The organism is Azospirillaceae bacterium (assembly GCA_028283825.1).
In the GTDB taxonomy this organism is placed as follows: Bacteria; Pseudomonadota; Alphaproteobacteria; order Azospirillales; family Azospirillaceae; genus Nitrospirillum.
Genome location: JAPWJW010000001.1, coordinates 882,394 through 906,241 on the forward strand (window position 1 = coordinate 882,394; position 23,848 = coordinate 906,241).

A 23,848-nucleotide genomic window follows, 5' to 3' on the forward strand; every position below is an offset into this window, starting at 1 on the left:
CCCGGTTCCGTCATCGTGATGGCACCGGGTGACTGTCCCGGTGATGTACGGAGCTTTTATGACCAAGTCGACCGGCAGCGATTCGAAAAATACCCTCTACTGCTCCTTCTGCGGGAAGAGCCAGCACGAGGTGCGGAAGCTCATTGCCGGCCCCACGGTGTTCATCTGCGATGAATGCGTGGAATTGTGCATGGACATCATCCGCGAAGAGAACAAGACGACGCTGGTGAAGTCCCGTGACGGCGTCCCCACCCCGCGCGACATCTGCGCGGTGCTGGACGACTACGTCATCGGACAGTTCCACGCCAAGCGCGTCCTCTCCGTCGCCGTGCACAACCACTACAAGCGGTTGGCCCACGGCACCAAGCACAGCGACGTCGAACTGGCGAAGTCCAACATCCTGCTGATCGGCCCCACCGGCTGCGGCAAGACCCTGTTGGCCCAGACGTTGGCCCGCATCATCGACGTGCCCTTCACCATGGCCGACGCCACCACGCTGACCGAAGCCGGTTACGTGGGCGAGGACGTGGAGAACATCATCCTGAAGCTGCTGCAGTCCGCCGACTACAATGTCGAACGGGCGCAGCGCGGCATCGTCTACATCGACGAAGTGGACAAGATCAGCCGCAAGTCCGACAACCCGTCCATCACCCGCGACGTGTCGGGCGAGGGCGTGCAGCAGGCCTTGCTGAAGATCATGGAAGGCACGGTCGCCTCCGTCCCGCCGCAGGGCGGGCGCAAGCATCCGCAGCAGGAATTCCTGCAGGTGGACACGACCAACATCCTGTTCATCTGCGGCGGCGCCTTCGCCGGCCTGGAAAAGATCATCGCCGCCCGCGGCAAGGGCACCTCCATCGGCTTCGGCGCCGATGTGAAGGGCCCGGATGACCGCCGCACCGGCGACGTCCTGCGCGAGGTGGAGCCTGAGGATCTGCTGAAGTTCGGCCTCATTCCGGAATTCGTCGGCCGTCTGCCCGTGGTGGCGACGCTGAACGACCTGGATGAGGAAGCGCTGATCGAGATCCTGACCAAGCCGAAGAACGCCCTGGTCAAGCAGTACCAGCGCCTGTTCGAGATGGAGGACGTGAAGCTCTCCTTCGCGGAAGAGGCCCTGAAGTCCATCGCCAACAAGGCCATCCAGCGCAAGACCGGTGCCCGTGGCCTGCGCTCCATCATGGAATCCATCCTGCTGGAGTCGATGTTCGATCTGCCGGGCCTGCAGGGCGTGGACGAGATCGTCATCAACGGCGAAGTGGTCGAGGGCCGGGCCCAGCCGCTGTACATCTACGCCGACCGCAAGGCCGAGGCGGCACCCGTCGCCTGACGGACCGGCCTCCGGGGAAACCCGGATGCGCCTGCTTGGGGCTTGTTTTGAGACCCGGGAACCCCTTTTGAAGGGGTTTCCCGGGTTTTTCTTTTGCCGGAGGCGGCTTTCCCCCGGGAATACAGGCACTTGAAAGGCTCTTGCCGGCCATGGTGCGGGCAATCCGGCGGTTCGTCCGCGTCAACGGTCGTGGTAGCGCAGAATTCGTCGGGTTCAAGCCCTTGAAGGGGGGTGTTTGGTGTGCCACGTTACCAGGGCGACCTCCCGACGCCGTGCCCATGACGGGGCGGCTGGTGGATGGCGGGTCAGGCCCATCATGGGCTGGCCGCTGATATTCTGAGTGGAAGGTCAGATCAATGTTGGAAGCCACCCGAGGAACCCTTTACCCGGTCCTCCCCCTGCGCGACATCGTGGTGTTCCCCCATATGATCGTGCCCCTGTTCGTCGGGCGCGAAAAGTCGGTGCGGGCACTGGAAGACGTGATGAAGGATGACAAGCAGATCCTGCTGGTCACCCAGAAGAACGCCGCGCAGGACGATCCCACGCCCGACGACATCTACACCGTCGGCACCATTGGCACCGTGCTGCAGCTGCTGAAGCTTCCCGACGGGACCGTGAAGGTCCTGGTCGAGGGTGGACAGCGCGCGCGCATCGTCAGCTTTGAGCGCAACGAGGATTTCTTCCAGGCGTACGCGGAGCCGATCGAGGAAAAGACGGGTGAGGCGCAGGAGGCCGAGGCCCTGGCCCGCGCCGCCGTGGCCCAGTTCGAGCAGTACATCAAGCTGAACAAGAAGATCCCGCCGGAAGTGCTGGTCTCGGTCAATCAGATCGAGGAACCGGGCAAGCTGGCCGACACCATCGCCTCACACCTGGCGCTGAAGATTCCGGAGAAGCAGCAGCTTCTGGAAGCGGCGACGGTGGGTGAGCGGCTGGAGAAGGTCTATGCCTTCATGGAAGGCGAGATCGGCGTGCTTCAGGTGGAAAAGCGCATCCGCAACCGCGTCAAGCGGCAGATGGAGAAGACCCAGCGCGAGTACTATCTGAACGAACAGATGAAGGCCATCCAGAAGGAACTCGGTGAGTCCGAGGATGGCAAGGACGAGGTCGCCGAGATCGAGGAACGCATCGCCAAGACCCGCTTCAGCAAGGAAGCCCGGGAAAAGGCGCTGGCCGAGGTCAAGAAGCTGCGGACCATGAGCCCCATGTCCGCCGAGGCGACGGTGGTGCGCAACTACCTGGACTGGATGCTGTCCATTCCGTGGAAGAAGCGCACCAAGGTGAAGAAGGACATCAAGGGGGCCGAGGCCATCCTGGATGCCGATCACTACGGCCTGGAGAAGGTCAAGGAACGCATCCTGGAGTACCTGGCCGTGCAGCAGCGCATGGACAAGGTGAAGGGTCCGATCCTGTGCCTGGTCGGTCCGCCCGGCGTCGGCAAGACCTCGCTCGGCAAGTCCATCGCCAAGGCCACCGGCCGCAACTTCGTCCGCGTGTCGCTGGGCGGCGTGCGGGATGAGGCCGAGGTGCGCGGTCACCGCCGCACCTACATCGGCTCCATGCCCGGCAAGGTCATCCAGGGCATGAAGAAGGCGAAGTCGTCCAACCCGCTGTTCCTGCTGGATGAGATCGACAAGCTGGGTGCCGATTGGCGCGGCGACCCGTCGTCGGCCCTGCTGGAGGTCCTGGATCCCGAGCAGAACGCCACCTTCAACGACCATTACCTGGAGGTCGATTACGATCTGTCCGACGTGATGTTCGTCTGCACGGCCAACACCCTGCGCATGCCCCAGCCCCTGCTGGACCGCATGGAGGTGATCCGGCTGTCGGGCTACACCGAGGATGAGAAGATCGAGATCACCCGTGGGCACTTGATCGACAAGGAACTGAAGGCCCACGGCCTGAAGGCGGGCGAGTTCACCATCTCCGACGACGCGCTGCGCGACCTGATCCGCTATTACACGCGGGAAGCCGGTGTCCGCAGCCTGGAGCGTGAGATCGCCAACCTGGCCCGTAAGGCGATCAAGGAGATCCTCATGAAGGGGATCGAGAAGGTCGCGGTCACCCGTCGCAACCTCGACAAGTATGCCGGCGTGCGCCGGTATCACTATGGCGAGGCGGAGAAGGAGGATCTGGTGGGCTGCACCACCGGTCTGGCCTGGACGGAAGTGGGCGGCGAACTGCTGACCATCGAGGCGGTGATGCTGCGCGGCAAGGGCCGTGTCACCACCACGGGCAAGCTGGGCGAGGTCATGAAGGAATCGGTGCAGGCCGCCGAGAGCTTCGTGAAGTCCCGGGCGACGCAGTTCGGCATCAAACCGACCCTGTTCGAGCGTAAGGACATCCACGTTCACGTACCCGAAGGAGCTACGCCTAAGGACGGTCCGTCCGCCGGCGTGGCCATGACCACCTCCATCGTCTCCGTGCTGACGGGTATTCCTGTGCGCAAGGATGTCGCCATGACCGGCGAAATCACTTTGCGCGGCCGGGTGCTTCCCATCGGCGGCCTGAAGGAGAAATTGTTGGCGGCCCTGCGGGGCGGCATCAAGACCGTGTTGATTCCAAAGGATAATGAGAAGGACCTGGCTGACATTCCCGATAATGTTAAGCGCGGCCTGACCATCATCCCGGTAACCACCGCGGACGAGGTGTTGCGCAACGCCTTGGTGCAGCCGCTGACGCCGATTGAATGGTCCGAGCCCGAAGTTGTCGAGCCCGTCGCCGCGAAAGCCGCAGAAGACGGGAAGGATGACGTGATTCGGCATTGAAGTACGGACAAAAATCGTGTGAATTGAAGGCCTGACGCGACGGCCCCGGGGTGGATAACCCCGGGGCCGTACGTCCGAACCGAATCCCAATCCCGGCGCGCGCCCCGCGACCGGGACGTAATCCAAGTCAGATCCTGCTTCAAGAAGGGGGGCCTTAAGTGAATAAGAACGATCTCGTTGCCGTCGTTGCCGAGGCTGCGGGCCTGTCCAAGGCTGATGCGAACAAGGCGGTCGATGCGGTGTTCGACGGCATCACCGACGCCCTCAAGAAGGGCGACGAAGTTCGCCTGGTCGGTTTCGGCACTTTCGCCGTTGCCGAACGCGCCGCCTCCGAAGGCCGCAACCCGCGGACGGGCGAGAAGATCTCCATCGCCGCCAGCAAGCAGCCGAAGTTCAAGCCCGGCAAGGGCCTGAAGGACGCGCTGAACTAAAAACGGCTTCTTGCCGCTTTTGCATGCCGGTCTTGGGGGACCGGTCGCCGCGCCAGCGGCCCAGTCCCCCGATGACTAGCGTTTGGGTGAGCCGCTCCTTCCCTGGGGCGGCAACTTCAACGGACCCGCGGTTCAAGCCGCGCAGGATCATTGACGCCCGAAAACAGTGCCGAGTATCTATGAAAGGCGGGACGCCGGCTGGTGTTCCCGTCCTTTTTTATGGTCGTGTCGCTGAGGCGGCGGGATCATGCCGGAAGCCAGGCTCTCTCTTAAAACAGAGGCGGCTTTCGTCCCGGTCTTATAAGGCCGAGGGGAACGGGCGGTTAGCTCAGGGGTAGAGCAGGTGCTTTACACGCATCGGGTCGGGGGTTCAAATCCCTCACCGCCCACCACCAATACCAATCCTTTATAGCCTGGGTCTTTCATGATCTGGGCCGCTAAGCCCGGCACTCCCGCATCTGCCGAAAGGGCAGCGGGTGGGCAAGGCTGTTATCCCTTCCGGCCCCGGATTGTCACTTTGACGGGGCGCACAAACCTGTAATCATCCCGCCTCGTGTCGGCGCCCCATGGGTTGGGCGCCACGGGGCAGTCGCTGCCAAGCAAGCGGGAAACAAAGGGCGCGTCCGGCCGTGGGGCATTCCCCCCTTGGTCGTGCGAGCACCTTTCATCTGGAGGGGGCATGGCGTCGCAGGGCCAGTCGGTTTTTGGGGAAGCGATCAATCTCTATCGGGTGGTCTTCGCCGATCCGGGGCGCATCGTGCGTTTCCTGGGCATGCCGGCCGTCTTCAGCGTGGCCTCCGCCCTGTTTTTCCAGCTGCGCAGCCTGCAATACCAGCGCCAGCAGCCCGACGACAACCAGTGGGCCGAGTTCGGCCTGATCTTCCTGGTCATGGTGGTGTTCCAGACCTGGGCGCACGTGCGATCGCTGTCGGCGTGGTCGCGCTGGGTACAGAGCGGGACGGAGCCCCTGACCTTCCTGCAGCCGGGCTTCGGCCGGAACGAATGGAACGTGGTCGGCTGGCAGATCCTGTATTTCCTGATGCTGATGATCATGTTGCTGGTGGTGTTCTTCGTGGCCCGGCTGGGTTTCGACCAGGCCAGCGGCGATCAGGTGGGCCCCGGTTTCTGGCTGGCGGCGCTGGCGGGTGTCATCGCCTTCGGCGTGGCGCTGCTGCATGTCACCGTGCGCCTGGGCGTGGGCCTGGTCGCCATCCTGTTGGGGGAACCGGCGCAGTTCGGCCGATATTGGCGGGCGGTTACCCCCCTGGCCTGGCGTTTGACCGGGGTGGTCCTGGTCAGCCAGATGCTGCTGCAGGTGCCTTTGCTGCTCTGCAACCGGCTGATCATGGGGGAATGGCTGGCGGGTGACGCCGTGACATCCCAGGATGTGACCGTCAGCCTGGCCTGGACGGGCGTTGCCGCCATTGTCAATTTCGTCTGCGTCGCCCTGCTGGCCGTGGCGTTGGCACGGACCTACAAGGCCGTTACCCGGGATGCGGCACCCGCTGTCATCCTGCCCGCCGGCCTTCATGGCGAGGATGGCCGGTGACCGGCCTTCCGCCGCCCGATGGGTCTCCTTCCGCCGGTCCCCGCGCCGGCTTGACCCGCCAGCATCGCACGTTGCTGTTCATCCTGGGGCTGGCCATGATTGGTGGCCGGCTATGGGACATGCACCAGTCCGGCGGCCACGGCCAGGCCGCCGATTGGATCGTCATGGCCCTGGGGGCCGGCGTCCTGGGGTTCGTCCTCATCATCAGCCGCCGGCCCGGACGCTGATCCGTCCCCATCCACCAGACGCCCGCCCGCCGCACTGCCCGGACCGATTCCTATGGAAACGATGACCGCCGTCCTGATCCTGCTGCTGGCCGTGGTCGTGTCCGGCGGCATCGGGCGGTTCCTGCCGCAACTTCCCCAACCGCTGATCCAGGTGGCCCTGGGGGCGTTGCTGGGCTGGGCATCGGGCGTGTCCATCGCCCTGAACCCCGATCTTTTCCTGCTGCTGTTCATTCCACCGCTGCTGTTCCTGGACGCCTTCCGTTTTCCGGCGGCGGAACTTCGGCGTCTGGGCGGAATCATCCTGACGCTGGCCATCGGCCTGGTGGTCTTCACGGTCGTGGGGGCCGGATATGCCATCCATTGGCTGCTGCCCGGCATGTCCCTGGCCCCGGCCTTCGCGCTGGCGGCCGTGCTGTCGCCCACCGATGCCGTCGCCGTCGCCGGGATGACCGGCCGTGCCCGCCTGCCCAAGCGCCTGAAACATATATTGGAGGGGGAGGCGCTGCTGAACGACGCCTCCGGCCTGGTGTGCTTGCACTTCGCCGTGCAGGCGGCCATGACGGGCGGTTTTTCGGCCGGGGCTGCCACGCTTGCCTTCCTATGGATGGCAATCGGTGGGATCCTGGTCGGCGTGGTGGTGGTGGCCGCGGTGCGCTTGATCCAGGGTTGGCTCATCCGCGCCCGGGGCGATACGCCGGGCACCACCATCCTGGCCATGCTGCTGGTGCCTTTCGCCGCCTATCTGGCGGCGGAGCATCTGGCCATGTCCGGCATCCTGGCGGCGGTGGCCGCCGGCATGACCCTGAACCTGTTGCCCCTGGAAGAGGCGGGGCAGGTCGCCACCCGGCTGCAGGGCACGGCCGTGGGCGATATGGTCCAGTTCACCCTGAACGGTGTCATCTTCGTGCTGCTGGGCTGGCAACTGCCGGGCATCCTGGTCCAGGCGCCGGCCATCGCCCAGCAGGCCGGCAAGCCCCATGCCATCCTGCCGCCGGCCGCGGCCGAGGCGATGGGCGGCATGCTGGCCGGCCTGGGCTGGCTGGGTTTCTATGTGCTGGTCATCGCCGCCGTCCTGATGGGGCTGCGCCTGCTGTGGGTCTGGTTCTGGCTGGAACTGCGCCGGGCGGCCGCCCGACGGCGGGGCAGGGTGCGCGATGTACCCCGCCGCCGGGTGGTTTTGGTGACGGCAGTCGCCGGGGTGCGCGGCGCCGTCACCTTGGCCGGTGTGCTGTCCCTGCCGGAATTCCTGCGCGAGGGCGTGCCGTTCCCCGGCCGCGACGTGGCCATCTTCCTGGCGTCGGGCGTCATCCTGGTTTCCCTGGTGGGGGCCAGTGTTGGCCTGCCCCTGTTGCTGCGCCACCTGGACATGCCGGAGGAGGACGCGGCGGTGGAGGAGGAAAGGACGGCCGAGGTGGCACTGGCCCGTGCCGCCCTGCGCCGGCTGGAACAGGCGCATCAGGCCATAGCACCCGGCTCGGCGGAGTCGGACCTTTATACTGAAGCGGCCTTGCGACTCATGGAGTTCTACCGCCGCCAGGTGGAGGATCCGGACATGCCGGTGGATGCCCGGGCCCAAAGCCGCCGCCGCCTGGCCATAGAGGCCGAGCTGCGCCTGTCCGCCGTGCGGGCCAAGCGGGACGAACTGGCCCGCCTGCACCGCGTCCACGCGATCAGCGACGAGACCTGGCGGCGGGTCATGCATAGCCTGGACATGATGGAAGCCTCGCTGAGCCGTTCCCGCGTGCTTTGAGACGCTACCGCAAGTTGGCGTCCCCGCATTGCCATGGCCTGCCCCTGGGGGCATGGCTGCCCCTATCCGTGAGCAGAGGTCGGATTCCCGTCGGGCAAATCCAGGGAAAATGCTAAACTGCAACGATTCCGACAGCGCCGGCGGCACGTCGTCCGGCGCCGGAGGCAACGGCAGCGGAGCTTAGGGCCATGCATGGTGATGAGCACGGTGATGAACGTCGCCTCGGCGACCGGATTTTGGATGCGCTAGAACTAGCGGTGCAGCAGGGCAACCTTACGGTGGCCGATCCGTTGGCGCAGGCGCTGGAATTGAGCATGACGGGCTTCGGTGGGCCCGGCGCCGTCGACCATCGCGGCGTGCCGGTCCGGCTGATGGAGGCGCTGGATCGGCTGGATGATTTACGGCGCGCTCAAAAAGTCGCGTAAAATCAGTCAGTTACGGATTTTGAAAAAAATCTGACGCCATCGCGTTTTTCCTGTTTGACAAGCCGGGCGCCGTTCGACTACAAACCGCGCACCGCAGCGACGCTGACCGGCACGAAACGCACCGAACGATGAAACGGACGGGGCGGAACGAACGGAAAAGCGGTGTTGCGAACGACGCGGGTGTAGCTCAGTTGGTTAGAGCGCCGGCCTGTCACGCCGGAGGCCGCGGGTTCAAGTCCCGTCACTCGCGCCACTTTATCAGTCCTGAGACAGGGGATTGATGCTTCAGCAAGGCCGCCCTGGCAACAGGGCGGCCTGCTTGCTTTTGGGCGCCCTCGCACCTGCGGTAGAGCGGCGGTTGAGAGTGCTTCTCAACAACCCCAATTTTTGCCATTTCCCCCGTATTTTCAGCGCCTTGGCCCCCATATTGCGCATGGCGTAATTTGCTTTCCTTGGGCACGGCACCCGCCTATATTCCATCACGCCCGGCCCCAAGCCGGGCTTTTGTGCAGGCGTCCGGACCCCCGCATGGGTTTGGAGGTTATGTCCAGAACCGGCGGGCAGGCCGGCCGGGGTCCAGATTGATGATCGGGTGGGCGCGTCAAAGCGCACTTGGTTATGGCTGTGCCTCTTGCCAACCCCTCCGCCGGTGCCAACCGGGACGAAATTTGGGGCACATCCATGTCCAGTCAGGTCATGTCCGCCGAGCTGCTGAGCCAGTATCTGCCGATCATCATTTTCCTGGCCATCGCCGGGGTGGTGGCGGCGCTGATGGTGTTCAGTTCCATGCTGGTGGCCAAGCAGAAGCCCGACAGCGAAAAGCTGTCCGCTTATGAATGCGGGTTCGAGCCGTTCAACGACGCGCGCAGCAAGTTCGACGTCCGGTTCTACCTGGTCGCCATCCTCTTCATCATCTTCGATCTCGAGGTGGCTTTCCTGTTTCCCTGGGCCGTGTCCCTGGGCCGCATCGGCCTGTTCGGCTTCTGGTCGATGATGGCCTTCCTGGGCATCCTGACCATCGGCTTCATTTACGAGTGGAAGAAGGGCGCCCTGGACTGGGAGTGATCCTGGCCGGCCTTTCGCCTTTTCCGCTCGCGCACCATCGCATCGCTGCCCGTTCACACCGGAGCCAGACCCGTGACGTCATTGCCAACCGCCTCCCCCGTTTCCCCCGCCGGCCTTCCCGTCGGCGTGGGCGCGCCCCTGCCGCCGGGCCCCGCCCAGGACGCCTACATCAAGGCCGTGACGACGGAGTTGCAGGACAAGGGCTTCGTCGTCGCCTCGCTGGAAGCGCTGCAGGGCTGGGCCCGTACCGGCTCGCTGTGGCCCATGACCTTCGGTCTGGCCTGCTGTGCGGTGGAAATGATCCACTCCTACATGAGCCGGTTCGACCTTGACCGGTTCGGCGTCATTCCCCGTCCCAGCCCGCGCCAGTCCGACGTGATGATCGTCGCCGGCACCCTGTGCAACAAGATGGCCCCGGCCCTGCGCAAGGTTTACGACCAGATGGCGGAGCCGCGCTGGGTCATCTCCATGGGTTCCTGCGCCAACGGCGGCGGCTACTACCACTACAGCTATTCCGTGGTGCGCGGCTGCGACCGCATCGTGCCCGTGGACATCTATGTGCCGGGCTGCCCGCCGACCGCCGAAGCGCTGGTCTATGGCGTGCTGCAACTGCAGAAGAAGATCAAGGGCGGTAACCGCCTGGTCCGGCGCTGATCGCTGGGGGATCGGACATGAACGAAGAAACCCTACAGGCGCTGGGCGCCAAGATCGCGGCGGCCCTGCCGGGTGCCGTGACCAGCGTCGAGCTGAAGGGCGGCGAGCTGGTGATCAACGCCACCCGCGACGGCCTGCTCAAGACGCTGACCGTGCTGCGCGACGATGCCGGTTGCCGCTTCACCCAGCTGATCGACATCACCGCCGTGGACTGGCCCTCAAAGCCGGAGCGCTTCGAGGTGGTCTACCTGCTGCTGTCGGTGTCCAAGAACCTGCGCGCCCGGGTGAAGGTGACGACGGACGAGGATACGCCCGTCCCGTCCTGCGTCCCGCTGTTCCCGGCCGCCGGCTGGTACGAACGTGAAACGTGGGACATGTTCGGCGTGTTCTTCTCGGGCCATCCCGACCTGCGCCGCATCCTCACCGACTACGGGTTCGAGGGGCATCCCCTGCGCAAGGACTTCCCGCTGACGGGCTATGTCGAGGTCCGTTACGACGACGAACAGAAGCGCGTGGTCTATGAGCCGGTGAAGCTGACTCAGGATTTCCGTGCCTTCGATTTCATGTCGCCCTGGGAGGCGATGACCGATGTGCAATTGCCGGGCGACGAGAAGGCGGTCATTCCGCTGGGCGCGTCGCTGCGCGGCGGCGGCGTGAAGAAGTGAGATCGGCCATGGCCAATCCGGTTGAAAACCAGATCAAACCCTACACGATTAACTTCGGCCCGCAGCATCCGGCGGCCCACGGCGTGTTGCGCCTGGTGCTGGAGATGGACGGCGAGATCGTGGAGCGTGCGGATCCGCATATCGGCCTGCTGCACCGCGGCACCGAAAAGCTGATCGAGTACAAGACCTACATCCAGGCGATGCCCTACTTCGACCGGTTGGACTATGTGTCCCCGATGTCGGAAGAGCACAGCTTCGTGCTGGCGACGGAAAAGTTGCTGGGCATCACCCCGCCCAAGCGCGCCCAGCACATCCGTGTGCTGTTCGCCGAGCTGACCCGCATCCTGAACCATCTGCTGAACGTCACCACGTTCGCGATGGACGTGGGTGCGCTGACCCCGGCCCTGTGGGGCTTCGAGGAACGCGAAAAGCTCATGGAGTTCTATGAGCGCGTGTCCGGCGCCCGCATGCACGCCAACTACTTCCGCGTCGGCGGTGTCCACCAGGACCTGCCGGCCGGCATGCTGGACGACATCCAGGCCTATGCCGAGAAGTTCGAGGCGTTCATCGACGACGTGGAAGGCCTGCTGACGGCCAACCGCATCTTCAAGCAGCGCTTGGTCGACATCGGCATCGTCTCGGGTGACGAGGCGCTGGCCTGGGGCTTCACCGGCCCGGTGCTGCGCGCGTCCGGCGTTCCCTGGGATCTGCGCAAGGCCCAGCCTTACGACACCTACGCCGAGTACGACTTCGACGTCGCCATCGGCAAGACGGGCGACTGCTACGCCCGCTACCTGGTGCGCGTGGAAGAGATGCGGCAGTCCAACCGCATCGTCCTGCAGGCGGTGGAAAAGCTGCGCACCGTCGGCGGTGCCGTGAAGGTGGATGATCGCAAGATCGCCCCGCCGCCGCGCGCCGACATGAAGCGCTCGATGGAATCGCTGATCCATCACTTCAAGCTGTACACCGAGGGCTATCACGTCCCGGCGGGCGAGACCTACACCGCCACCGAATCGCCCAAGGGCGAGTTCGGCGTGTACCTGGTGTCCGACGGTTCCAACCGTCCCTACCGCTGCAAGATCCGGCCGACGGGCATCGCCCATCTGCAGGGTGTTGATTTCATGTCCCGGGGCCACATGCTCGCCGACGCCGTCGCGGTCATCGGCTCCATCGACGTCGTGTTCGGAGAGATCGACCGATGAGCGCCCCCCACACCCCGGCCGCCGGTCCGGCCACCTTCGAATTCACGGCGGACAACCTGGCGCTGGCCCAGCGGATCATCGCCAAGTATCCGGAAGGCCGCCAGACCAGTGCGGTGATGCCCTTGCTCGACCTGGCCCAGCGCCAGAATGACAACTGGCTGCCGCAGGTCGCGATGGACTACATCGCCGGCATGCTGGGCATGGCGCCCATCCGCGTGTACGAGGTCGCCAGCTTCTACACCATGTACAACCTGAAGCCGGTGGGTAAGCACTTCGTGCAGGTCTGCACGACCACTCCGTGCTGGCTGCGCGGTTCGGACGAGGTGCTGGCCGCCTGCAAGCGCAAGCTGGGCATCGGCCCGGGCGAGACCACGCCGGACGGCCAGTTCACGGTGGTCGAGGTGGAATGCCAGGGTGCTTGCGTCAACGCCCCCGTCATCGCCCTCGACGACATCTATTATGAGGATCTGGACGCCGCCTCCACCGAGGCGCTGCTGGACACCCTGATCCGGGGCGAGAAGCCCAAGCCCGGCCCGCAAAACGGCCGTATCAATTCCGCGCCCATCGGTGGTCCGACGACCCTGATCGAAATGGCGCGGCGTAACGGCGTCAAGCCGGCGTCGCAGGAGTAAGGCCGATGTTGCGCGACGAAGACCGCATCTACACCAACCTCTACGGCTATGAGGACTTCCGCCTGGACGCCGCCCGCAAGCGCGGCGACTGGGACGGGACCAAGGCCATCCTGGAGCGTGGGCGCGAGACCATCATCGAGCAGGTGAAGGAATCGGGCATGCGCGGCCGTGGCGGCGCCGGTTTCTCCACCGGCCTGAAGTGGTCCTTCATGCCCAAGAAGGTGGACGGCCCCGTCTACCTGGTGATCAACGCCGACGAGGGCGAGCCCGGCACCTGCAAGGACCGTGAGATCCTGCGCCACGATCCGCACAAGCTGATCGAAGGCTGCCTGATCGCCGGTTTCGCCATCGGCGCCTCCGCCTGCTACATCTACATCCGTGGCGAGTTCTACGGCGAGGCGTCCAACGTCCAGGTCGCCATCGACGAGGCGTACGCCGCCGGCCTGATCGGCAAGAACGCCTGCGGCAGCGGCTACGACTACGACATCTACCTACACAAGGGTGCGGGCGCCTATATCTGTGGCGAGGAAACGGCGCTCATCGAGTCCATCGAGGGCAAGAAGGGCCAGCCGCGCAACAAGCCGCCGTTCCCCGCGAATGCCGGCCTGTATTCCCGCCCGACCACGGTCAACAACGTGGAAAGCATCGCGGGCGTTCCCACCATCCTGCGTCGCGGCCCCGCCTGGTTCGCCGGCATCGGCCGCCCGAAGAACGTGGGCACCAAGCTGTTCTGCATCTCCGGCCACGTGAACAAGCCGTGCAACGTGGAAGAGGAGATGGGCATCCCGCTGAAGGAGCTCATCGAGCGCCACGCCGGCGGCGTGCGCGGTGGCTGGGACAACCTTTTGGCCATCATCCCCGGCGGTTCGTCGGTGCCGGTGATGCCCAAGAGCGTCTGCGACACCGTCCTGATGGACTTCGACGCCCTGCGTGAGGTCGGTTCCGGCCTGGGCACCGCCGCCGTGATCGTCATGGACAAGTCCACCGACATCGTGCGCGCCATCGCCCGCCTGTCGAAGTTCTACCAGCATGAAAGCTGCGGCCAGTGCACGCCGTGCCGCGAAGGCACCGGCTGGCTGGCCCGCGTCATGGACCGCATGGTCCGTGGCCAGGCCCGGCTGGAAGAGATCGACATGCTGCAGGACGTGACCAAGCAGATCGAGGGCCGCACCATCTGCGCGCTGGGCGACGCCGCCGCCTGGCCGGTGCAGGGCCTCATCCGGCACTTCCGTCCCGAGATGGAACGCCGCATCGCCGATTATCGCCAGAGCATCGCTGCCGAGTGATCGGTGGAAGGATTTGAGACATGCCGAAACTGACCATCGACGGTATCGAGCTTGAAGTGGCGCCTGGCACCTCCGTGCTGCAGGCCTGCGAGCAGCTGGGCATCGAGGTTCCGCGCTTCTGCTATCACGAGAAGCTGTCGGTCCCGGCCAACTGCCGCATGTGCCTGGTGGAGATGGAGAAGGCGCCCAAGCCCATCGCCAGCTGCGCCATGCCCTGCGGCGAAGGCATGGTGATCAAGACCGACACCGAGACCGTGCACAAGGCCCGCAAGGGGGTGATGGAGTTCCTGCTCATCAACCACCCGCTGGACTGCCCCATCTGCGACCAGGGCGGCGAGTGCGACCTGCAGGATCAGGCGATGGGTTACGGTTTCGACCGTGGCCGCTACCTGGAAGAAAAGCGCGCGGTCAAGGACAAGAACCTGGGCCCGCTGATCAAGACCATCATGACGCGCTGCATCCACTGCACGCGCTGCATCCGCTTCAGCGATGAAATCGCGGGCGTGTCCGTGATGGGCGCCACCGGCCGTGGCGAACACATGGAGATCGGCACCTACGTCGAGGCCGCCGTCTCTTCGGAGTTGTCGGGCAACCTGGTGGACGTGTGCCCGGTGGGCGCCCTGACCTCCAAGCCCTACGCCTTCACCGCCCGCCCCTGGGAACTGCGCAAGACGGAATCGGTGGACGTCCTGGACGCCGTCGGCTCCAACATCCGCATCGACACCCGTGGCGGCGAAGTGCTGCGCATCCTGCCCCGCCTGAACGAGGCGGTGAACGAGGAATGGATCAGCGACAAGACCCGCTACGCCCATGACGGCCTGCGGCGTCAGCGTCTGGACCGCCCCTTCATCCGTGAGAACGGCAAGCTGCGCGCCGCCTCGTGGGAAGAGGCCCTGGCCCTGGTCGCGTCCAAGCTGAAGGCGACCGCGCCGGAGAAGATCGCGGCCGTCGCCGGCGACCTGGCTGATGCCGAAAGCCTGCTGGCCCTGAAGGACCTGCTGGGCGGCCTGGGTGTCGCCAGCCTGGAAAGCCGCCAGGACGGCAGCGCCATCGATGCCTCCTCGCGTTCCGGCTACATCTTCAACAGCACCATCGCGGGCATCGAGCAGGCGGACCATGTCTTCCTGATCGGCACCAACCCCCGTTGGGAAGCCAGCCTGGTCAACGCCCGCATCCGCAAGCGTTACCTGCAGGGCGGCCTGACGGTCACCGTGCTGGGCCCGCGCGCCGACCTGACCTTCCCGGTCGAGCATCTGGGCAACGACGCCACGGTGCTGAACGCCATCGCCGACGGCAGCCACCCCTATGCCGCCACGCTGAAGGCCGCCAAGAACCCGGTCCTGATCCTGGGCTCCGGCGCGCTGGCCCGTCCGGACGGCGCCGCCGTCTGGGCAGCATCCCGCGCGGTGGCCGAGGCCTGCGGCCTGGTGCGTGACGACTGGAACGGCTTCAACGTCCTGCACCGCGCGGCCTCCCGCGTCGCCGCCTTGGACCTGGGTTTCCTGCCCACGGCCGGTGGTCGCGACCTGGCCGGCATCCTGGACGGCACCCGCAAGGGTGAGGTCGAGGTGGTCTACCTGCTGGGTGCCGACGAGATCGAGGCCCAGCACTTTGGCCGCGCCTTCGTGGTCTACCAGGGCCACCACGGTGACCGGGGCGCCCATCGCGCCGACGTCATCCTGCCGGGTGCCGCCTACACCGAGAAGAACGCGACCTACGTCAACACCGAAGGCCGCGCCCAGCACACCCGCCAGGCCACCTTCCCGGTGGGTGAGGCGCGTGAGGACTGGAAGATCATCCGCGCCCTGTCCGGCGCCCTGGGCAAGCCGCTGCCGTACGACACGCTGCAGCAGCTGCGCAAGCGCCTGGCCGACGCCAACCCGGCGTTCGCGAACATCGACCGGGTCACGCCCGCCGCCTGGGGTGCCTTCGGCACCGCGGGCGCCGTGGCCGCCGCCCCCTTCACCCTGCCGGTGGAGAACTTCTACATGACCGACGCGATCAGCCGCGCCTCCGCCACCATGGCCGAGTGCACGGAGGCCTTCGTGTCGCCCGCCGTTGTCGAGAGGACGGGTACCCATGGCTGATTTCCTCGCCCTCCACCTGGGGATGCCCCTGGCCGGGGCCACCCTGCTGGCGATCGTCCTCAAGATCCTGGCGATCATGGTCCCGCTGCTGATCTGCATGGCCATGCTGACCTACGCCGAGCGTAAGGTCCTGGGCGCCATCCAGCTGCGCCAGGGCCCGAACATGGTGGGCCCCTTCGGCCTGCTGCAGCCCTTCGCCGACGGCCTGAAGCTGCTCAGCAAGGAAACGATCATCCCGTCCGGCGCCAACCGCGCCGTGTTCCTGATCGCGCCCATGCTGACCTTCCTGCTGGCGCTGGTCGCCTGGGCGGTCATTCCCTTCGGCGACGGCATGGTGCTGTCCGACATCAATGTCGGCGTGCTGTACCTGTTCGCCATCAGCTCGCTGGGTGTCTACGGCATCATCATGTCGGGCTGGGCGTCCAACTCCAAGTACGCCTTCCTGGGCGGCCTGCGGTCCGCAGCACAGATGGTCAGCTACGAGGTCTCCATCGGCTTCGTCATCATCACCGTGCTGCTGTGCGTCGGCTCGCTGAATCTGTCGGACGTGGTGAAGGCGCAGACCCACCTGTGGTTCTGCATCCCGCTGTTCCCCATGTTCGTCGTGTTCTTCATCTCGGCCCTGGCGGAAACCAACCGCGCCCCGTTCGATCTGCCGGAAGGCGAGTCGGAACTGGTCGGCGGTTTCCACACCGAATACTCGGCCATGGCCTTCGCCCTGTTCTTCCTGGGCGAATACATCAGCATGATCCTGATGAGCGGCATGACCTCGGTGCTGTTCCTGGGCGGTTGGCTGGCCCCGTTCGGCCTGACCTTCATCCCCGGCCCGCTGTGGTTCATCGCCAAGATCTGCTTCTGCCTGTTCGTGTTCATCTGGGTGCGCGGCACGCTGCCCCGCTACCGGTATGACCAGCTGATGCGCCTGGGCTGGAAGGTCTTCCTGCCGTTCTCGCTGATCTGGGTGATTTTGACCGCCGGCGTGCTGGTCTACTTCGACCTGCTGCCGAAGTAAGCCCTGGGTTTCTACGCGTATGACCGCGGGGGGAGCCGCCCCCCGCATCAAGGAATGAGGTGACGACATGGCCTGGCTCGATCGCACGGCGCGCGGCCTGTTCATGACCGAGTTGGTGAAGGGCTTCGCCCTGACCTTCAGCTACATGTTCAAGCCCAGGGTGACCATCAACTACCCGTATGAGCGCAGCCCGCTGAGCCCGCGCTTCCGTGGTGAGCATGCGCTGCGCCGCTATCCCAACGGGGAAGAGCGCTGCATCGCCTGCAAGCTGTGCGAAGCGGTGTGCCCGGCCCTGGCCATCACCATCGAGGCGGAACCGCGCGAGGACGGCTCGCGGCGGACCACCCGCTACGACATCGACATGACGAAGTGCATCTACTGCGGCCTGTGCCAGGAGGCCTGCCCGGTGGACGCCATCGTCGAAGGCCCCAACCTGAACTACGCCACCGAGACCCGTGAGGAGCTTTTCTACAACAAGGAAAAGCTGCTGGATAACGGCGACCGGTGGGAGCCCCTGCTGGCGGCCAACATCGCCGCCGACGCGCCCTATCGCTGATCCGCATCTTAACTTCTGACGCCTGACCCCGTGACGCCCGCGCGCGGGACCGCCCGCGCCAACGACCCAGCAATGGGCCCGGTTACCGGAGAGAAATCTTGATCGCCAACGTCCGCAACCCGCACCGGGAGGAGAGCCGCCGATGATACTGCCCGCTCTCGTCTTCTATCTGTTCGCCGCCGTGCTGGTGCTGTCCGGCATGCTGGTGATCACGGCCCGTAACCCGGTGCACTCCGTCCTGTTCCTGATCCTGGCCTTCTTCAACGCGGCCGGCCTGTTCGTCCTGATCGGGGCGGAATTCGTGGCGATGATCCTGGTGATCGTCTACGTGGGCGCCGTGGCGGTGTTGTTCCTGTTCGTCGTCATGATGCTGGACATCAACTTCCATGAGCTTCGGAAAGGCTTCATGCGCTACCTGCCGGCCGGATTGGTCGTCGGGGCGGCGCTGCTGGCCGAGCTGGGGCTCAGCATCTACTACTGGACCCCGTCGGGCCCGTCCGACAGCGTGCGCGCCGCGCCGACGCCGGAAAGCGTGGGCAACGCCCAGGCGCTGGGCGACCTGATCTACACCCAGTACGCCTATGTGTTCGAGGCCTCGGGCCTGGTGCTGCTGGTCGCCATGATCGGCGCCATCGTGCTGACGCTGCGCAACCGCAAGGGCGTGCGCCGCCAGGTCATCGCCGACCAGCTGGCCCGTCGTCGTGAAGACGTGGTGGCCGTGGTCAAGGTCCCGACCGGGGAGGGCGTGTAAGCCATGGAAAATTTCGCGGATATCGGTCTTGGCCACTACCTCGCCGTGGCGGCCATCCTGTTCATCCTGGGCGTGTTCGGCATTTTCCTGAACCGCCGCAACGTCATCATCATCCTGATGTCGGTCGAGCTGATCCTTCTGGCCGTGAACATCAACCTCGTCGCCTTCTCCGTCTTCCTGCACGATCTGGTGGGACAGGTCTTCGCCCTGTTCATCCTGACCGTGGCGGCGGCGGAGGCCGCGATCGGCCTCGCCATCCTCGTCATCTACTTCCGCAACCGTGGCTCGATCGCGGTTGAGGACATCAACCTGATGAAGGGTTGAGGGCCATGGAAATCATCGCAGCCATCTTCCTGCCGCTCCTGGCGTCCTTCATCGCCGGCTTCTTCGGCCGCCGTATCGGTGACCGGGGCTCTCAGCTGGTCACCTGCGGCGCCATGCTGGTGACGCTGGCCCTGTCCATCCACCTGTTCATCGACGTCGCCATCAACGGCAACGCCCAGACCATTCCTCTGGCCACCTGGATCGCCAGCGGCACCTTCCACCTGGATTGGGCCCTGCGCGTCGATACCCTGACGGCGGTCATGCTGATCGTGGTCAACGGCGTGTCCACCATGGTGCACATCTACTCCGTCGGCTACATGAGCCATGATCCGGACAAGCCCCGGTTCATGTCCTACCTCAGCCTGTTCACCTTCATGATGCTCATGCTGGTGACCGCGGACAACCTGCTGCAGATGTTCTTCGGCTGGGAGGGTGTGGGTGTCGCGTCATACCTGCTGATCAATTTCTGGTTCGAGAAGAAGAGCGCCAACGACGCCTCCATGAAGGCGATGCTGGTGAATCGCGTGGGCGACTTCGGCTTCGCGCTGGGCATCATGGCCGTGTTCGTGATCTTCGGCACGATCGACTTCAACCCGATCTTCGGTGCCGCCGCCTCCAAGGCGCATGACACCTTCAACTTCCTGGGCATGCACGTGTCCGCTCTGGACTGCGCCTGCCTGCTGCTGTTCGTCGGCGCCATGGGCAAGTCGGCCCAGCTGGGCCTGCACACCTGGCTGCCGGACGCGATGGAAGGCCCGACGCCGGTGTCGGCCCTCATTCACGCCGCCACCATGGTGACCGCTGGCGTGTTCATGCTGGCCCGTATGAGCCCGGTGTTTGAATACGCCCCGGTGGCGCTGGAAGTGGTGACGGTGCTGGGGGCGCTTACCGCCTTCGCCGCCGCGACGATCGGCATGACCCAGTTCGACATCAAGCGCGTCATCGCCTATTCGACGATGAGCCAGCTGGGCTACATGTTCTTCGCCATCGGCGTGTCGGCCTACCAGGCCGCCGTGTTCCACCTAATGACCCACGCCTTCTTCAAGGCCCTGCTGTTCCTGGGCGCCGGCTCCGTCATCCACGCCATGTCCGGTGAACAGGACATGCGCAAGATGGGCGGCATCGCCAAGCTGATCCCCTTCACTTACGTGGTGATGTGGATCGGCAACCTGGCCCTGGCCGGTATCGGCATTCCTTGGATCAACATCGGTTTCGCCGGCTTCTACTCCAAGGATATCATCCTGGAGGCCGCGTACGCCTCGGGCACCGGCGTGGGCCACTTCGCCTACTGGCTGGGCATCGCCGCCGCCTTCATGACCGCCTTCTATTCCTGGCGCCTGCTGATCATGACTTTCCATGGCAAGCCGCGCGCTTCCAAGGAAGTGATGGATCACGTGCATGAGTCGCCCGTGGTCATGACCGGTCCGTTGACCGTGCTGGCCATCGGCGCCCTGGTCGCCGGCTTTGTGGGCTACAACGCCTTCGTCGGGCATGAGGCCCGGCCGGAGTTCTGGCGTGGCGCCATCGCCGTGCTGCACAGCCATGACAGCATCCACGCCGCCCATGAGGGGCCGGAGTGGGTAGGCATCCTGCCGCTGATCGTGGGCGTGGCCGGTATCTTCCTGGCTTGGCTCTGTTACTCGGCGGTTCCCAGCATCCCGGCGGCCTTCGTCCGCGCGGTGAAGCCGCTGCACGCCCTGGTCTTCAACAAGTACTTCTTCGACCAGCTGTACGACGTGGTGTTCGTGAAGCCCGCCGTGCTGCTCGGTTTCGGCCTGTGGAAGGCCGGTGACGGCGCCATCATCGACGGCCTCGGCCCCGATGGCGTCGCCAAGACCACCCGTGGCGTGGCCGCCGGCGTCAGCCGTCTGCAGTCCGGGTACGTGTACCACTATGCATTCGCCATGGTGATCGGCGTGGTTGCGCTGGTCGGCTGGTTCTACTTCAAGCACTGAGCAGGACGAGGCATATAAGATGGCTGATTGGCCGATCCTGTCGCTGACGACGTTCCTTCCGTCGATTGGCGCCCTACTCATCCTGCTGGTGCGCGGCGAGGAGAAATCGGTGGCACGCAACGCCAAGGCGATCGCGCTTTGGACGTCGCTCATCACCTTTGCGGTCTCCTTGTGCATCCTGGCGAAGTTCGATCCCTCCAGCGCCGGCTTCCAGCTGGTTGAAGAGCATGCATGGCTGCCCGCCCTGGGCATCCAGTACCTGCGCGGCATCGACGGCATCTCCGTCTGGTTCGTGCTGGCCTCCACCTTCCTCACGCCCATCTGCATCCTGGCTTCCTGGGACAGCATCGAGAAGCGGGTGAAGGAATACATGATGGCGCTCCTGCTGCTGGAGACCATGCTGGTCGGCATGTTCACGGCGCTGGACTTCATCCTGTTCTACATCTTCTTCGAAGGTGTCCTGCTGCCGATGTTCCTGATGATCGGTGTGTGGGGTGGCCCGGGCCGCATCTACGCCGCCTACAAGTTCTTCATCTACACCTTCATCGGTTCCGTCCTGATGCTGCTGGCGATCATCGCCATGTACCTGCAGGTCGGCACGATGGACATGCGGGTGATGCTGGACCACACCTTCGACCCGTCGATGCAGAAGATCCTGTGGCTGGCCTTCTTCGCGGCCTTCGCGGTGAAGACGCCGATGTGGCCCTTCCATACCTGGCTGCCCTTCGCCCACGTGGAGGCGCCGACCGCCGGCTCCGTCATGCTGGCCGGCGTCATGCTGAAGATGGGCGGCTACGGCCTGATCCGCGCCAACCTGCAGATGCTGCCGGTCGGTTCGGCCACCTACACCACCCTGGTGTTCGTGATGTCGGTCGTCGCCATCATCTACACCTCGTTGGTGGCGCTGGCGCAGACCGACATGAAGAAGATGATCGCCTACTCGTCGGTCGCCCACATGGGCTACGTCAGCATGGGCATCTTCTCGGCCAACACCCAGGGCCTGGACGGCGCCATGTTCCAGATGCTGTCGCACACCGTGGTTTCGGCCGCGTTGTTCCTCTGCATCGGCGTCGTCTACAACCGCCTGCACACCCGTGAGATCGCCCGCTACGGCGGCATGGCGCACAGCATGCCCAAGTATGCGGTGGTGTTCATGGTGTTTATGCTGGCCTCCATCGGCCTGCCCGGCACCTCGGGTTTCATCGGTGAATTCCTGTCCATGCTGGGCGCGTTCGAGGCCAACACCTGGGTGGGCTTCTTCGCCTCCACCGGCCTGGTCGTGGGTGCGGCCTACATGCTGCTGCTGTACCGCAAGCTGTTCTACGGCAAGCTGGACAAGGCCGACGTGATGGCCATGCCCGACCTGAACGTGAAGGAGATCGCCTTCTTCGCGCCGATGATCGCCCTGGTCATCATCATGGGCGTCTATCCGAAGAGCTTCAGCAGCGTGTACGCCGCCTCGGTCGACCACATCATCGGTCATCACCGGGAGGCCCTGGCGGCCGAGGGGCTGACCCCGCCCGTCGCCAACCCCCAGGCCTCGCTGATCCCGGCCGCCAAGGCGGGCACCCTGTCTGCCCACCCGGCGACCACGGAGACGCCCGGCACCGAGGGGGCGGCTGAGCCGACCACCGAGCCGTCCACCACCGAAACGCCCGCCGAGGCGCCCGCGCAAAGCGAGCCCAAGGCGGACGCCAGTCCTGACGCCGGCCACTGATCCAGCGGGAAACGATCCATGCAACCTGTCCTTTCCGATCTCATCCCGGCTTTGCCTGAGATCTTCCTGGCCGTTGCGGGCTTGGTCCTGCTGATGGTCGGTGTCTTCAGCGGCAAAAGCTCCACGCGCCTGGTCAGCATCCTGGCCATCCTGGCCCTGGTCGTCACCGGCGTCCTGTTGTTCCAGCAGGGCGATTACCAGCCGACCTTCTCCGGCCTGTTCATCACCGACAAGTTCGCCGTCTTCTCCAAGCTGCTGATCCTGCTGGGCACCGGCCTATCCCTGGTCGTCGCGCAGAACTTCATAGCCCGCGAAGACATGGACCGGTTCGAATTTCCGGTGCTCATGGTCCTGGCCACCGTCGGCATGTTGATGATGGTGTCGGCCAACGACATGCTGTCGCTGTATGTCGGCCTGGAACTGCAGAGCCTGTCGCTCTACGTCATCGCCGCCTTCCGCCGCGATCACGCCAAGAGCACCGAGGCCGGCCTGAAGTACTTCGTGCTGGGTGCCCTGTCCTCCGGCATGCTGCTGTACGGTATCAGCCTGATCTACGGCTTCGCTGGTACCACCAACTTCATCAACATCGCCCAGGTGTTGCAGACCGGACCCGCGCCCTTGGGCGTGATCGTCGGCCTGGTGTTCGTGGCCTCGGGCCTGGCCTTCAAGATTTCGGCCGTGCCCTTCCACATGTGGACGCCGGACGTGTATGAAGGCGCCCCCACCCCGGTCTCCGCGTTCTTCGCGGTGGCGCCCAAGGTGGCGGCCATCTGCCTGTTCATCCGCGTGCTGGAAGGCCCGTTCGGCGCCCTGCTGCCGCAGTGGCGGCAGGTGATCGAGTTCTGCTCCGTCGCCTCCATGCTGGTGGGCTCCCTGGCGGCCATCCGCCAGACCAACATCAAGCGCCTGATGGCCTACAGCTCCATCGCCAACATCGGTTATGCGCTGGTCGGTGTCGCCGCCGGCACGGCCGATGGCGTGCAGGCCGTGCTGATCTACATGGCCATCTACCTGGTCATGACGGTCGGCACCTTCGCCATCATCATTGGCATGCGGCAGAAGGGTAAGGCGGTGGAGGAGATCGCCGACCTGGCCGGCCTGTCCAAGACCAACCCCATGGTGGCCCTGGCCCTGGCCGTGTTCATGTTCTCCATGGGCGGCGTGCCGCCGGCGGCCGGCTTCTTCGGCAAGCTGCTGGTGTTCATGGCCGCGTGGAAGGCGGGCCTGTATCCGCTGTCCATCATCATGGCCCTGACCAGTGCCATCAGCCTCTTCTACTATCTGAAGGTTTGTAAGGTTTCCTGGTTCGATGACGTGAAGGAACCGCTGGACCGTCCGACGGCTGGCCTGTCCTTCGTCGTCACCGTCACCGCCCTGGTGGTGTTCCCGGTGGCCCTGTTCATCGGCACCCCGGTGCTGAATGGCGCCGCCGCCGCCGCGGCCAGCCTGTTCCATTGACTGGGACGGCGCT

General features: G+C 65.0%; 21 protein-coding genes and 2 tRNA genes. All 23 read left to right on the forward strand.

The genetic code is table 11. The features are described from left to right. The first annotated feature begins 58 nt into the window (after positions 1–58). Positions 59–1,324 carry an ATP-dependent Clp protease ATP-binding subunit ClpX gene (clpX, locus tag PW843_03560; protein MDE1145681.1) on the forward strand — a complete coding sequence of 422 codons (1,266 nt, stop codon included), beginning with the start codon at positions 59–61 and terminating at the stop codon, positions 1,322–1,324. 356 nt (positions 1,325–1,680) lie between these two features. After that, complete coding sequence (lon, locus tag PW843_03565; protein ID MDE1145682.1) at positions 1,681–4,089, forward strand: endopeptidase La; 2,409 nt, start codon at positions 1,681–1,683, stop codon at positions 4,087–4,089. A 158-nt stretch (positions 4,090–4,247) separates the two neighbouring features. Beyond that, positions 4,248–4,520, forward strand: coding sequence for an HU family DNA-binding protein (locus PW843_03570; GenBank protein MDE1145683.1), 273 nt, complete (start codon positions 4,248–4,250; stop codon positions 4,518–4,520). Positions 4,521–4,837: 317 nt separating this feature from the next. Then, a tRNA-Val gene (locus tag PW843_03575) sits at positions 4,838–4,912 on the forward strand. Positions 4,913–5,199: 287 nt separating this feature from the next. Continuing rightward, entirely contained in the window at positions 5,200–6,069 is an 870-nt protein-coding gene (locus PW843_03580) for a hypothetical protein (GenBank protein MDE1145684.1), read from the forward strand. Next, on the forward strand, positions 6,066–6,296 hold the full coding sequence (locus tag PW843_03585; GenBank protein ID MDE1145685.1) for a hypothetical protein: 231 nt from the start codon (positions 6,066–6,068) through the stop codon (positions 6,294–6,296). The genes PW843_03580 and PW843_03585 overlap by 4 nt, the downstream gene beginning before the upstream one ends. 61 nt (positions 6,297–6,357) lie before the next feature. Continuing rightward, positions 6,358–8,046 (forward strand): Na+/H+ antiporter, encoded by a 1,689-nt coding sequence (locus tag PW843_03590; GenBank protein ID MDE1145686.1) that lies wholly within the window; start codon positions 6,358–6,360, stop codon positions 8,044–8,046. Between the two features lie 188 nt (positions 8,047–8,234). Beyond that, positions 8,235–8,471: a hypothetical protein gene (locus tag PW843_03595; GenBank protein MDE1145687.1), complete on the forward strand. Its 237-nt coding sequence runs from the start codon at positions 8,235–8,237 to the stop codon at positions 8,469–8,471. 176 nt (positions 8,472–8,647) lie between these two features. After that, a tRNA-Asp gene (locus tag PW843_03600) sits at positions 8,648–8,724 on the forward strand. A gap of 443 nt (positions 8,725–9,167) precedes the next feature. Beyond that, entirely contained in the window at positions 9,168–9,536 is a 369-nt protein-coding gene (locus PW843_03605) for an NADH-quinone oxidoreductase subunit A (protein MDE1145688.1), read from the forward strand. Between the two features lie 81 nt (positions 9,537–9,617). After that, on the forward strand, positions 9,618–10,190 hold the full coding sequence (locus PW843_03610; GenBank protein MDE1145689.1) for an NADH-quinone oxidoreductase subunit B: 573 nt from the start codon (positions 9,618–9,620) through the stop codon (positions 10,188–10,190). 17 nt (positions 10,191–10,207) lie between these two features. Beyond that, on the forward strand, positions 10,208–10,855 hold the full coding sequence (locus PW843_03615) for an NADH-quinone oxidoreductase subunit C (GenBank protein ID MDE1145690.1): 648 nt from the start codon (positions 10,208–10,210) through the stop codon (positions 10,853–10,855). An 8-nt stretch (positions 10,856–10,863) separates the two neighbouring features. After that, entirely contained in the window at positions 10,864–12,057 is a 1,194-nt protein-coding gene (locus PW843_03620; GenBank protein ID MDE1145691.1) for an NADH-quinone oxidoreductase subunit D, read from the forward strand. Further along, a complete protein-coding gene (gene nuoE, locus PW843_03625) occupies positions 12,054–12,689 on the forward strand; it encodes an NADH-quinone oxidoreductase subunit NuoE (protein MDE1145692.1) in 636 nt (211 codons plus the stop codon). Before PW843_03620 ends, nuoE begins: the two co-directional genes overlap by 4 nt. A gap of 5 nt (positions 12,690–12,694) precedes the next feature. Beyond that, positions 12,695–13,975 (forward strand): NADH-quinone oxidoreductase subunit NuoF, encoded by a 1,281-nt coding sequence (gene nuoF, locus PW843_03630; protein MDE1145693.1) that lies wholly within the window; start codon positions 12,695–12,697, stop codon positions 13,973–13,975. Positions 13,976–13,995: 20 nt separating this feature from the next. Next, positions 13,996–16,062, forward strand: coding sequence for an NADH-quinone oxidoreductase subunit NuoG (nuoG, locus tag PW843_03635; GenBank protein ID MDE1145694.1), 2,067 nt, complete (start codon positions 13,996–13,998; stop codon positions 16,060–16,062). Next, positions 16,055–17,074, forward strand: coding sequence for an NADH-quinone oxidoreductase subunit NuoH (gene nuoH / locus PW843_03640; protein ID MDE1145695.1), 1,020 nt, complete (start codon positions 16,055–16,057; stop codon positions 17,072–17,074). Before nuoG ends, nuoH begins: the two co-directional genes overlap by 8 nt. 67 nt (positions 17,075–17,141) lie before the next feature. Next, positions 17,142–17,630, forward strand: a complete 489-nt coding sequence (gene nuoI / locus PW843_03645) for an NADH-quinone oxidoreductase subunit NuoI (protein ID MDE1145696.1) — start codon at positions 17,142–17,144, stop codon at positions 17,628–17,630. Between the two features lie 142 nt (positions 17,631–17,772). Further along, complete coding sequence (locus tag PW843_03650; GenBank protein MDE1145697.1) at positions 17,773–18,381, forward strand: NADH-quinone oxidoreductase subunit J; 609 nt, start codon at positions 17,773–17,775, stop codon at positions 18,379–18,381. A gap of 3 nt (positions 18,382–18,384) precedes the next feature. After that, positions 18,385–18,705, forward strand: coding sequence for an NADH-quinone oxidoreductase subunit NuoK (gene nuoK / locus PW843_03655; protein MDE1145698.1), 321 nt, complete (start codon positions 18,385–18,387; stop codon positions 18,703–18,705). Positions 18,706–18,710: 5 nt separating this feature from the next. Next, complete coding sequence (nuoL, locus tag PW843_03660; protein MDE1145699.1) at positions 18,711–20,660, forward strand: NADH-quinone oxidoreductase subunit L; 1,950 nt, start codon at positions 18,711–18,713, stop codon at positions 20,658–20,660. Positions 20,661–20,679: 19 nt separating this feature from the next. Beyond that, the gene (locus PW843_03665; GenBank protein MDE1145700.1) at positions 20,680–22,377 is read left to right on the forward strand and encodes an NADH-quinone oxidoreductase subunit M; all 1,698 of its coding nucleotides are present in this window, start codon (positions 20,680–20,682) and stop codon (positions 22,375–22,377) included. 18 nt (positions 22,378–22,395) lie between these two features. Then, positions 22,396–23,835 carry an NADH-quinone oxidoreductase subunit NuoN gene (gene nuoN / locus PW843_03670; protein MDE1145701.1) on the forward strand — a complete coding sequence of 480 codons (1,440 nt, stop codon included), beginning with the start codon at positions 22,396–22,398 and terminating at the stop codon, positions 23,833–23,835. Positions 23,836–23,848: the final 13 nt, after the last annotated feature.